Origin of the sequence: Nocardia sp. NPDC051052 (assembly GCF_044456045.1) — a bacterium.
Classification (GTDB): domain Bacteria; phylum Actinomycetota; class Actinomycetes; order Mycobacteriales; family Mycobacteriaceae; genus Nocardia.
The window spans coordinates 289,694-301,298 of record NZ_JBITFL010000006.1 but is presented as its reverse complement, the minus strand read 5'-3'; the positions used below and the strand labels follow the sequence as shown (position 1 = coordinate 301,298).

11 protein-coding genes are annotated in these 11,605 nt (G+C 67.1%); 1 reads left to right on the top strand and 10 read right to left on the bottom strand.

Going from position 1 to position 11,605, the window contains the following annotated elements:
* Positions 1–59: 59 nt before the first annotated feature.
* From ACIBCN_RS22595 to ACIBCN_RS22550, 10 genes are all read right to left on the bottom strand, one after another.
* Positions 60–563, bottom strand: a complete 504-nt coding sequence (locus tag ACIBCN_RS22595) for a GNAT family N-acetyltransferase (protein WP_396993591.1) — start codon at positions 561–563, stop codon at positions 60–62.
* 116 nt (positions 564–679) lie between these two features.
* Positions 680–1,165: a glutathione peroxidase gene (locus tag ACIBCN_RS22590; protein WP_396993590.1), complete on the bottom strand. Its 486-nt coding sequence runs from the start codon at positions 1,163–1,165 to the stop codon at positions 680–682.
* Positions 1,162–2,388 carry a cytochrome P450 gene (locus ACIBCN_RS22585; RefSeq protein WP_396993589.1) on the bottom strand — a complete coding sequence of 409 codons (1,227 nt, stop codon included), beginning with the start codon at positions 2,386–2,388 and terminating at the stop codon, positions 1,162–1,164. Before ACIBCN_RS22585 ends, ACIBCN_RS22590 begins: the two co-directional genes overlap by 4 nt.
* Before the next feature lie 35 nt (positions 2,389–2,423).
* Complete coding sequence (locus ACIBCN_RS22580) at positions 2,424–4,010, bottom strand: succinic semialdehyde dehydrogenase (protein WP_396993588.1); 1,587 nt, start codon at positions 4,008–4,010, stop codon at positions 2,424–2,426.
* A gap of 186 nt (positions 4,011–4,196) precedes the next feature.
* Positions 4,197–5,801 (bottom strand): acyl-CoA synthetase, encoded by a 1,605-nt coding sequence (locus ACIBCN_RS22575; protein WP_396993587.1) that lies wholly within the window; start codon positions 5,799–5,801, stop codon positions 4,197–4,199.
* Positions 5,802–5,825: 24 nt separating this feature from the next.
* Positions 5,826–7,070: a hypothetical protein gene (locus ACIBCN_RS22570; RefSeq protein ID WP_396993586.1), complete on the bottom strand. Its 1,245-nt coding sequence runs from the start codon at positions 7,068–7,070 to the stop codon at positions 5,826–5,828.
* A gap of 5 nt (positions 7,071–7,075) precedes the next feature.
* Positions 7,076–7,624: a nuclear transport factor 2 family protein gene (locus ACIBCN_RS22565; protein ID WP_396993585.1), complete on the bottom strand. Its 549-nt coding sequence runs from the start codon at positions 7,622–7,624 to the stop codon at positions 7,076–7,078.
* Entirely contained in the window at positions 7,624–7,830 is a 207-nt protein-coding gene (locus ACIBCN_RS22560) for a ferredoxin (RefSeq protein ID WP_396993584.1), read from the bottom strand. Before ACIBCN_RS22560 ends, ACIBCN_RS22565 begins: the two co-directional genes overlap by 1 nt.
* Positions 7,827–8,633: an SDR family oxidoreductase gene (locus tag ACIBCN_RS22555; RefSeq protein WP_396993583.1), complete on the bottom strand. Its 807-nt coding sequence runs from the start codon at positions 8,631–8,633 to the stop codon at positions 7,827–7,829. Before ACIBCN_RS22555 ends, ACIBCN_RS22560 begins: the two co-directional genes overlap by 4 nt.
* Complete coding sequence (locus ACIBCN_RS22550) at positions 8,633–9,835, bottom strand: cytochrome P450 (RefSeq protein ID WP_396993582.1); 1,203 nt, start codon at positions 9,833–9,835, stop codon at positions 8,633–8,635. The genes ACIBCN_RS22555 and ACIBCN_RS22550 overlap by 1 nt, the downstream gene beginning before the upstream one ends.
* 300 nt (positions 9,836–10,135) lie before the next feature.
* Here ACIBCN_RS22550 and ACIBCN_RS22545 point away from each other — a divergent pair, with 300 nt between their 5' ends.
* The gene (locus ACIBCN_RS22545) at positions 10,136–11,605 is read left to right on the top strand and encodes an aldehyde dehydrogenase (protein WP_396993581.1); all 1,470 of its coding nucleotides are present in this window, start codon (positions 10,136–10,138) and stop codon (positions 11,603–11,605) included.

Sequence of the window (11,605 nt, the reverse complement as noted above, 5' to 3'; positions counted from 1 at the left end):
TACTTTTCACAAGAGTTCACCCCTTGTGAGAGGTATGGGCGCTCTATGGGGCCCGGAGGTCAGGGCAGGGCTACGTGGACGCGGTGGTCGGCGCCGTAATGGAAGCCGGTGCCGACGAGCAGGAAGCCCAGGCGCGCGGCGAGGTTGAGGCTGGGTTTGTTCTCGGCGTGGACCAGAGCCCATACCGAGGACAAGCCCAGGTTGGTGAGGCCGTGCTGGAGTAGGGCGGTCGCGGCCTCGGTGGCCAGTCCACGTCCCCCGTAAATCGGGCTCACGTACCAGCCGATTTCGGGGAGGTCGCCGGGGAGCTCCCAGGACGGGCGAAGGTGGCCGATTCCTACCACCGTGTCGCCTTCCAGGAAGGCCCAGTGGCCCATTCCCGCCGGACCATCGAAGGCGAGCCGTCCGCGCACCATCTCGCGCGCGTTGTCCGGATCGCTGAAGTCGATATCGATGTAGGTGCTCATGCTCTTGTGCGCGAACACCTCGACTACCGCCTCGGTGTGCTCGGCGCGCAGCGGCACCACCGTCAGTCTTTCGGTCCTTAATGTCAACTGCCCCACGACTCGATCATGCATGCACATAGTGCAAACCCGCACAGCATGCCGTCGCGGCGAATTCGAGCGCCCCGAACATGGTTCGAGGCCCGTCCGAGTGGACGGGCCTCGAAAGTGTGCACTCAGAGCAAAGATTCGATGGCTGTGACGAGTGCGGCCGCGTCGGGGGTGACGGTGGGGCGGAAGCGGCCTGCCACCTTGCCGTCGCGGTCGATCAGGAACTTCTCGAAGTTCCATTGGACGTCGCCTGCCGCGCCGTCGGCGTCGGCGGTTTCGACCAGGGTTTCATACAGCGGGTGCTGGTTTTCGCCGTTGACATCGGTCTTCTCCAGCAGCGGGAAGTCGACGCCGTAGGTGGTCGAGCAGAATTCCTGGATCTCCTCGGCGGTGCCGGGTTCCTGGCCCATGAACTGGTTACTCGGCACGCCGACCACGCTGAAACCGCGCGGGCCGTAGGACTTCTGCAATTCGACGAGTCCGGTGTACTGCGGCGTCAGCCCACATTTGGAGGCCACGTTGACCAGCAGTACTACCTTGTCGCCGACCAGCTCGGACAGCGTCGCGGATTCGCCGCTCAGTGTCTGCAGCGGTACGTCTCGAAGATTCATTCGTATCGGACCTGCCAATTCTTGATTCCGTTGATCCACCCCGATCGCAACCGTACCGGATCGGCCACCTGGGTGATCTTGGGCATGGCGTCGGCGATGGCGTTGAACATGAGGTCGATTTCGAGGCGGGCCAGGTTCGCGCCGACGCAGTAGTGCGCGCCGGTGCCGCCGAAACCGACATGCGGGTTGGGGTCGCGCGCGATGTCGAAGGTGAACGGATCGGTGAACGCGTCGTCGTCGAAGTTGGCCGAGCCGTAGAACAGTCCGACCCGCTCACCCTGCCGGATTTGGGTGCCGCCGAGCTCGGTATCGGCGGTGGCGGTGCGCTGGAACGCGGTCACCGGCGTGGCCCATCGGACGATCTCGTCGGGCGCGGTGCACGGGCGCCGCTGCTGATACAGCTCCCACTGCTCCGGATTGTCCACGAAGGCTTTCATGCCGTGCGTGATGGCATTGCGTGTTGTTTCGTTGCCCGCCACCGAAAGCAGGATCACGAAGAAGCCGAATTCGTCGGAGCCTAGCGACTCGCCGTCGACGTCGGCGTGCACGAGTTCGGACACGATATCCCCCGCGGGGGCACCGCGCCGCTGCTCGGCCATATTCCAGGCGTAGCCCAGGATTTCGGCGGAGGCGAGCGCGGGATCGCCGTAATCCGGGTCGTCGTAGCTGAGCATCTGATTCGACCAGTCGAACAGCTTGCGCCGGTCGGCCTGTGGCACGCCGATGAGCTCGGCGATCGCCTGTAATGGCAGCTCGCACGCGACCTGTTCGACGAAGTTTCCGCCGCCCGATTTTTTCGCTTCGTGCACAATGGCATGCGCTCGTTCGGTCAATGCCGCGCGCAGTCCTTCGACCGCGCGCGGCGTAAAACCCTTCGTGATGATCTTCCGGAATTTCGAGTGCTTCGGCGGATCCATATTCACCAGCAGCACGCTCGCCGCCGCGGACTGCTCCGGCGTGGTCGCGTCGGACGGCCGGATGATCGAGCCTTTCCGCTCGGAGGAGAACAGCTCCGAATTGCGCGAGACCTCCTTGACGTCGGCGAGGGTGCTCACCACCCAGTAGCCGCCGTCCCTGAACCCACCGGAGTGCTCATCGGCCTGCGGGTTCCACCAGACCGGCGCGGTCCGGCGCAGCATCGCGAATTCCTCGATGGGCCTTCGCGTCTCCCAGAGCGCCGGATCGGTGAAGTCGAATCCGGCCGGCAACGACGGTGTCGCCACGGCTACCTCCTCAGATGGGTACTGCGAACCGCGCCTCAGCGCAGCCTTGTTCGGCGCATCAGCCGCAGGGACATCAGCGTGATCTTCAATTGCTTCTCGTACGGCTGCCCGGAGCGGGCCGACATCACCTGACGCTTGAGCACGCCGACGTTGACCGTGTCGGTGTACTTGAGCAGGCCCTGATCGCCGTGCCGCGTCCCGACCCCGGACTGCTTCACCCCACCCGACGGCGTGCCCTTTGCCGCGTAGGTCGCCACGAAGCCGTCGTTGATGTTGATATTGCCCGCCTGCAGCTGGGCGGCAACGCGGTTGGCGCGGGCCAGGTCTCGGCTCCACACGCTCGCGTTCAGGCCGTAGTCGGTGTCGTTGGCGAGCCGGATGGCTTCCTGCTCGTCGTCGAACGGGTAGACGCTCACCACCGGGCCGAAGGTCTCCAGGGTCGCGTGCGTCATCTCCGGAGTGACGCCGGTGAGCACGGTGGCCTCGTAGAACGCGGGACCGATGTCGGGTCGCACCTTGCCGCCGGTCAGCACGGTGGCACCCTTGGCGCGGGCGTCATCGACGTGCGCGGCGACCCGATCCCGGTGCTGCACCGACACCAGCGAACCGAATTCCGGCGTGTAGTCGTAGGCGGCACCGATCTTGCTGTTCAATTCGTCAGCGGCAGCGACCAATCCGCGCACGAACTCGTCGAAGCGACTGCGCTGCACATAGATCCGCTCGATGTGCATACACGCCTGCCCCGAGTTGGCGAACACCGCGAACGCCGCCCCGGCGATCGCTTCGTCCAGGTTCGCGTCCGCCAGCACAAGCATCGGATTCTTGCCGCCGAGCTCCAGGCTGCAGCTGATCAGGTTGCGCCCAGCCTGTTCACCGACCACGCGCCCGGTGGCGGTCGAGCCGGTGAACATGACGAAGTCCACGTTGTCGATCAGGCTGGGGCCGATGTCGGGCCCCTCGCCGCATACCACCTGCACCAGCCCGCGCGGCAGCCCGGCACGATGCAGCAGCTCGACGCCGTAGAGGACGCACAGCGCGGTCTTGTTGTCCGGCTTGAGAATTACCCCGTTGCCCGCCATCAGCGCGGGCATCGCGTCGGACAGCGCGATCGCGAACGGGAAGTTCCACGGCGCGATCACCGCCACCAGGCCCTTGGGCCGGTGTTCCTCGGTCGAGGTGGTCACGATCGGCATCGCGCCGCCGCGCCGCTTCGACCGCAGCACGCGGCGTGCGGTTTTCAGGTAGTGGCTGATGACCATCGGCACGTCGCACGATTCCTCGACGGCCATCCGGCGGGTCTTGCCGCAGCCGACCTGGATGAGATCGGCGATGGTCTCGACCTCGGTGAGGACCAATTCGTGCATCCGCTCGAAGACCCGCAGCCGCTCACGGATCGGCATCGCGGCCCATTCCTGTTGGGCCGCACGGGCAGTCGCGACCGCCGCGACGACGTCGTCCGGCGCCGACTGCGGGAGCTCGCCGACCGGAGCGCCGGTGTAGACCTCCGTCATCGGATACGGTGCGACGGACCCGTCGGCGGCGATCAGTCCGGTCAGCCGTTCGATCAGTGCGCCGGTGATCCGCGCGGGCAGCACCGGACTTTTCGCGGTCTCCGTGCTCATGCCCGCCCCTCGCTCATGCTCGGTTCCGGCACGCGCACCGCACGCAGGCACAGGATTGGTTCGCTTCGCTCTCGCATGGGACTCCTCCATGACGTGCGGAATCGCCGCAGGTATCGGGCCGGGTGCTCGCATCGAATTAGAACACGTTCCTATTGCCCGGCGTGGCCGTTCGCGCAGTCTCATGGGTCAGTCCGCGTGATAGTCCGGCGCACGCCGCGCCGTGTAATCCTTGGCCCAGCGATAGTCCGGTTTGCCGCTGGGCGCTCGGGCGATGACATCGGCCAGCCAGACCTGCTTGGGAACCTTGTACCCGGCGAGATGCTTGCGCACGTGCCTGTCCAAAGCCGCGAAATCGATCGGCTCGACCACCGAGACCACGGCGGCGACCTGCCAGCCCCACCGCTCGTGCGGGACGCCGACCACCACCGCGTCGTAGATCCCGTCGTGGGCCTTCACCACGCCCTCGACCTCTTCGACGAACACCTTTTCGCCGCCGGTATTGACGACCATATTGCCGCGACCGAGCAGCGTCACCGACCCGTCCCGCTCGATCCGCGCGCGATCGTCGGTGACCACGATGCGCACACCGTCGACCGTCTTGAACAGCTTGCCGGTCTTGACCGGGTCCTTGTAGTAGCCGAGCGGCACCGATCCGTTCTTCGCCAGCCACCCTTCCTCGCCGGGCCGCACCGGCCGTCCGTCGTCGTCCACCACGATCGAACCGCGCCCGGTCTGCACCCGGGGCCCGCGACCGGGGTTGTCGTCTTTCTGCGCGAAACCCATTCCGCCGAAACCGGTTTCCGACGAGCCGATCGAGTCGGTGACGACCACCGACGGAAACAGCTCCAGCAGTTCGTTCTTCACCGGTTGCGACAGCAGCGCGGCGCCCGAGCCGATGGCGAGCAGCCCCGAGGCATCGACCGGCGCGGCCCGGTAGGCGTCGAGCAGCGGCCGCGCCATGGCGTCGCCGGTGATGACCATGACCTGCGGCCGGTGCCGAACCACCGCCTGCCACACCCGATTCGCGTCGAATCGCGGCTCGAACAGCACCGCATTGCCCGACCACAGCGCGGCGAACGTCGGCATCATGGCGGCCGCGTGGATCAGCGGCGGCAGCACGAACCAGGTGCTCTGCGCCCCTTGCGCGCCGACGCGGGACTGCTCGTATTCGTCGGACACCGGCACTCCGGTGTAGAAGTCGATGCCACCGCCGAGCACCCGCCACATGTCTTCCTGGCGCCACATCACGCCCTTCGGCAGGCCCGTGGTGCCGCCGGTGTACATCATGAACAGGTCGTCGGCGCTGCGCCGCGGAAAGTCGCGCTCGGGAGAACCCGCGGCGAGCGCGTCCTCGTAATGCACGGCGTCGACCGGCGATTCGATGTCGGCGAGGTCGTCGTGCACCACGATCCGGTGCCGCAACGACCGAATCTGCGCCGCCGCCTCGTGCACCGCGGGCGCGTAGGCGGCGTGGTAGATCAGCGCCCGCAGGTCGGCGTTGTCGTAGACATAGCGCAGTTCCTCGGCGCCGTAGCGATAGTTGATATTGATGGGGACCGCCCGCACCTTGAAGCAGGCGAGCAGCGTCTCCATGGTCTCGATGCCGTTGTGCATCTGAAATCCGACGTGGGAGCCTGCTCGAATACCCGCGGCCGTCAGGTGCGCGGCCAGCCGATTCGCGCGTGCGTCGACCTCCGCGAAGCTCAGGCGGCGCTCGCCAGCGAGCAGTGCCACGCGGTCGGGCATCGCGTCGACGGAATGCTCGAACAGGTCGGCGAAGTTACGTGCCACGGTAATTCACTCTCTCGATGCTTCTCACACCACCGTCAGCGGCAGGGGGATGCCGCGGTCGGTGAAGGCAAAGGCGGCACCGGTGCTGAATCGGGTCAGTGCGACCTCGTTCGACTCACGGAAGGGCTGCTCCGCGCGGCCGATCTCGATGGTCAGCTGTTCGTCGGTGGAATCGACTGTGTGGGCGGCGAATCGAGGGTTCACCGCGCGGGCCATCGCGTCGATGGGCGCGAGGTGATCGGCATCGATCAGCGCGGGCCAGGAACCGTCGGACTCGGCACCGCTGTCGCGGGCGATCGTCAGCTGGACGTTGCCCTCGGTTTCGAGGACGCCGATGCCCGTGTAGGCCAACGGGTTCCAGGCCGGATGCAGGCGAAGCACAGTGGCCAGCGCGGCCATGTCATCGCCGAGCTTCAGTGCCTTGCACAGCCGTTCGGCGGTTAGCCCCGCAATGCCCGCGAATTGCTTGCGGCCCACCTTGATCGCCGCGGCCGGATCTAGCCGGGAACCCAGCGCGATCAGGAAACCGAGCGTCAGCAGATGGTGTTGCAGGCACACCTCGTCCGCCATCCGCACCAGCGCCGACTTCGAGAAGTCCGCGAACCGAAGGTCGCTCAGTAGCGGTCCCGCGTAGTCGTGCTGACCGTCCTCGGCCGGGTCGATGTCGGCGAGCACCAGCCGCGCGGCCGCGGTAGCCGCCATCGCGCCGGAGTTCGGCGGCACCGGCGGCGGGACGTGCGCCGCGTCGATGGTGACCGTCCACGCGCACATCGGCTTCCGGTCCGCCGGTCGGCGCGGCGGCCGATGAATCGGCCGGACCTGCGCGTGCGGGTTGGTGGCCAGGGCGGTGGCGTCGAAGGTCGGATCCTCGATGTCGTGGCACATCGCGACCACGAAATCGTCGCCCATCGGCTCCACATCGCGGAGCGCGCCGCAGTGGTCGAGCCAGAATTCGCCGTGGTCACGATCCTCGACGCGGAACCGGAAGTCCATGAATTGCGGTGGGGCACCGATATCCAGCTGCAATCCCTTGAAGATGGTGACCACGTCGTCGCCGGTGAACCCGAACGCCCGCTGCATGCGCCGGGTGTAGACCGGACTGGCGAGCTGCCACTCCTCGATGGCGACGGCCGTCATCCCTTCGCGGCCGAACGCCGCGATGGTGTGCGCCATGCCGGACCGGTCGATCAAGTGCCCGCACAGCAGCAGTTCGGGCAGCAGTGTGGCGAGTTGTGCCCGCGTCAACTGCCCGAAGTTGCTCCCCGACATGGCTTTCACCACAGCGAGGCCGGCGCTTCCCCGACCGAATACCATCCCGGCAGCGGCCCGGCGACCGACCGTTCGATGCGCTGCCGCATGCCCTTGGGCAGTACCTTGCCGGTGATCATCTCCATGAACATGTGCGACACATTGCCGAAGTCGAAAAAGTCACGCTGCCAAGACCATTGGAAGTCGCCGCCGTAGCGGAACCAACTGCCACCGATGCCCTCGGGCGAATAGTGCCGTCCGTCCGGCCGTTTCACCTCCGACACCTGCTTCCAGAAGCCGATCACGGTGCCTTGGCGGTCATCGATGACGAACTCCTGGTACGGATAGGTCCACCCGTCGAGCCCCCGCATCTCCTGGCCGAGGGCGAGGTCGCGGATCTCGTCGCGGCCGACGGCCATGAATTCCTGGGTCGGACCGTAGTTCCAGCCGTAGGTGGCGTCCTCGGTGTACATCTGCGCCAAGGGTGTCCAGTCGCCCTTCTCCTCGCAGCGCTGATTCTCGATCAGCCAGCGCCGGACCATCTCGTCCAGCTCGTCACGCGCGAAACCTGTCATCACCGGACACCTTCCGTGGGAGAGATCGACAGTGCTTGCGTCGGGCAGTAATGGATGGCCCGGTCGATGTCGGCCCGGTTCGCCGGGTCCGGCGCGTCGACCAGGATTTCCACCTTGCCTCGCTTGGGCACTCGGAACGCGTCCGGCGCCTCGTCCTGACACACGGCATGCCCCTGGCACAGGTCCAGATCCGCCACCACTCTCACTGTTGGCTCCCGCCTTGTTCTTTCGACCGATCCCGCACCTGGGCCTCCGGCTGGACCTCGACGAGCACGAGATGCGCGCCGCGTGGTGTGGACACCACCGCGGCCACCGCGGCGGCAAGGTCCGACGGGCGCAGCATGTTCGGATGCCGGGCGAATCCCCAGTCTTTCCACGACTCCAGCAGCGGCCCGACGACCTCGGGGGTGGAGTTCATCCCCATGCCGGTCAGCGTCGGGCCGGGACGCACCAGGGAGGCCCGGATCCCGCTGCCTTCCAATTCCATTCGCATCTGCAGCGCCATGGCCTCCAGGCCGGCTTTGGCCGCGCTGTAGGCACCGGTACGCGGCCGCGGCTCGGGCGCGCAGTCCGAGCTGATCAGCACGACGTCACCGCGCTGCCGGTCGAGCATGCCCGGCAGCACCCGGTGCACCAGCCGATGCGCACCGACCAGATGCACCTGAACCTGATTCAGGAACCGCTCCGGATCCATCTCGTGCACCGGCGAGAACTCGATGTCCCCGGCACTGGAGACCAGAATCTCGATGGGGCCGAGCGCATCTTCTGCCGCGGTGACGAATTCATCGATCGACGCCGCGTCGGTGACATCCAACCGGTGCGCGAAAGCCTCGCCACCGTCGGCGCGAATCTTGTCGGCCAGTTCCGCGCACTGATCGGCCCGGCGCGCGCCCAGCGCGACCGGATACCCGAGTTCGGCCAGTGCGGCCGCGGTGGCGGCGCCGATGCCCGACGACGCGCCGGCGACCAGCACGGGCCGGCGGGCCGGATGGGGTGCGAATCGGGGCACTATTTCGCCTCCACAACGATCGGCAGCTTGGCAAAGCCGCGCACGTTCGACGAGTGCACGCGCACGATGCCCGTCTCGACCACGGCGTACGACCGGACCCGGCAGGCGAATTCGCGCAACGCGACCGCGGCCTCCAGCCGAGCCAGGTGCGCGCCGAGGCAGTAGTGCACGCCCGCACCGAAACTCGCCAGCCCGGCCTTGTCGGCGCGGTCGATCCGGAAGCTGTCGCCGTCGTCGAACACGGCGGGATCGCGGTTCGCCGAGCCGATCAGCAGCAGCACCTTGGCGCCCGCGGGCACGGTGTCGCCGTAATAGTCGAGGTCGACGGTGGCGGAGCGCGCGATCACTTGGCTCGAGGTGTCGTAGCGCAGCGTCTCCTCCACCCAATCCGACACGTGGGCGGGCTCCACCGCGACCTTGGCGTACTCCCCCGGATTCCGCGCGCCCCAGTACAGCGCGTTGCCGAGCAGCTTCGTCGTGGTCTCGTTGCCCGCGACCACCATCAGGAACAGGAAGCCGATGATCTCCTCGTCGGACAGTGTGTCGCCGTCGACTTCGGCGTCCAGCAGCGCCGAGGTCAGGTCGGCGCTCGGCGCGCGCCTGCGCTCGGCCACCATCTCGGTGTAGTAGGTGAGCAGCTTGATCGACGCCTCGATGGCCGCCTGCGGGATGTCGAGCACCCCGTCGTCCCGGTGCACGACAAGGTCGGCGAGCCTGCGGATTTCGACGCGGTCGCTCGCGGGCACGCCCATCAGCTCGGAGATCACGTCCATCGGCAGCTTGCCCGCGACCTCGTCGATCCAGTCGAAAGATCCGGTGGCGATGGCGGGTTCGAGGTAGGACAGGGTCAATTCCGTGATTCGGCCCTGCATTTCGGCTACCCGCTTCGGCGTGAACCCCTTGTAGACCAGCCTGCGCATGCGCAGGTGCCGCGGATCGTCCATGGCGAGGAACGACATCACCCGGTGCGCATGCGGACCCCACGCCGCCGGATCGAGGGAAACGCCGTTGGCGCTCGACAGCCTCGCGCTGTCCCGGAATCCGTTGGTGACGTCGGCGTGCCGGGACAACGCCCAGAAATCCAGGTCGGCGTTGTAGTACAGCGGCGCTTCGGTGCGTAACCGGTGATACGTCGGATACGGGTCCTCGTGGAACCGATAGTCATAGGGATCGAACGTCAAGGGTTCCAACGCGGCCGTCACCGCACCCACCCCGCATTCGAGAACAAGTTCCCCCGAGCGACAACGCCTACCGAACCAGGGGGCGACAGATAGCTGGACATGTGTCTGGACAGTACCATCGGCACCCACCTCCGACAACGTTTCCAGTGGACTACCAACACCATTGCGGACAATCCGGCCGACGCGCCCGGAAACCACGGAGATTCCGCCACGACCGCGCGGCAGCTCACTCGAACTGACAGAGTTAGAACCTGTTCTTGCGATAGATCACGGCCCGCGACTATATTCCGTACACGTGTCCAGACAGCATCGGAGAACCGCATGACCAACCTCCTGCCCGCCGACGGCGCGCGCCTGCTCATCGGCGGCAAGCTCGTCGCGGGCGGGGACGGGGTCTTCGCCACCGTGAATCCGGCGACCGAGGAGGTCCTCGGGCACGCCGCGAACGCGAACGCCGCCGACATGGACGCGGCCGTCGCCGCCGCCCGCACCGCGTTCGACGCGACCGACTGGTCCCGCGACCACGCCTTCCGCGCGCACTGCCTCGAACAGCTGCGCGCCGCACTGCAATCCCACACCGAGGAGCTGCGCGAGCTCACCATCACCGAGGCGGGCGCGCCCGCCATGTTCACCAGGGGTCCGCAGCTGGAAGGCCCGATAGCCGACCTCGCGTACTCCGCCGCGCTGGCCGAAACCTACAGCTGGGAAACCGATCTCGGGGTCGCGGAGCCGATGGGCATCAAGACCCGCCGGGTGCTGCGCCGCGAGCCCGTCGGGGTGGTCGGGGCGATCACCCCGTGGAACTTCCCGCACCAGATCACCTTCGCCAAGCTCGGACCCGCGCTGGCGGCCGGAAACACGGTGGTGCTCAAGCCCGCTCCCGATACACCGTGGTGCGCGGCGGCCGTGGGCGCGATCCTTGCCGAGGAGACCGACATCCCGGCCGGTGTGGTGAACATCGTGACCTCCGCCGACCATGGGCTCGGTGCCCAACTCGCCGAGCATCCCCTGGTCGACCTGATCAGCTTCACGGGTTCGACACAGACCGGTCGCGCGGTGATGCGTGGAGCCGCAACGACACTCAAGAAGGCTTTCCTGGAACTGGGTGGCAAGTCGGCCTTCATCGTGCTCGACGACGCGAATATCGCGGGAGCCTGTGCGGTGGCGGCGTTTTCGGTGTGCGTGCACGCCGGACAGGGCTGCGCGATCAGCACCAGGCTGCTCGTCCCCCGAGCGGCCTACGACGAGGCGGTGCAGGCCGCCGCCGCGACTATCGCCGGGATCAAGCCGGGCGATCCGGCCGGCTCGCGCACGGTGTGCGGGCCACTCATCTCCGAACGCCAGCGTGCCAGGGTGCTGCGCTACCTGGATATCGCGCGGTCCGAAGGTGGCCGCATCGTGGTCGGGGGCGGTAGGCCGAAGAACCTGGAGCGCGGCTTCTTCGTCGAGCCGACGCTGATCGCGGACGTGCCCAACACCGCCACCGTCGCCCGCGAGGAGATCTTCGGCCCCGTACTGGTCGTCATCCCCCACGACGGCGACGACGACGCCATCCGGCTCGCCAACGACTCCCCCTACGGCCTGTCCGGCTCGGTCTGGGGCACCGACCCTGAGCGAATCCGCCACGTCACCAACGGCGTCCGCACCGGGACGTTGAGCGTCAACGGCGGCGTCTGGTACGCCGCCGACGCCCCCTTCGGCGGCTACAAGCAGTCCGGCATCGGCCGGGAGATGGGCATCGCCGGGTTCGAGGAATACCTGGAAACCAAGCTGATCGCGACCGCTGGATAA

Bases quoted from the DNA above. Each gene is read 5' to 3' on its own strand.
- ACIBCN_RS22580 (WP_396993588.1), bottom strand. From the start codon at position 4,010: ATGAGCACGGAGACCGCGAAAAGTCCGGTGCTGCCCGCGCGGATCACC.
- ACIBCN_RS22545 (WP_396993581.1), top strand. From the start codon at position 10,136: ATGACCAACCTCCTGCCCGCCGACGGCGCGCGCCTGCTCATCGGCGGC.
- ACIBCN_RS22590 (WP_396993590.1), bottom strand. From the start codon at position 1,165: ATGAATCTTCGAGACGTACCGCTGCAGACACTGAGCGGCGAATCCGCG.
- ACIBCN_RS22570 (WP_396993586.1), bottom strand. From the start codon at position 7,070: ATGTCGGGGAGCAACTTCGGGCAGTTGACGCGGGCACAACTCGCCACA.
- ACIBCN_RS22565 (WP_396993585.1), bottom strand. From the start codon at position 7,624: ATGACAGGTTTCGCGCGTGACGAGCTGGACGAGATGGTCCGGCGCTGG.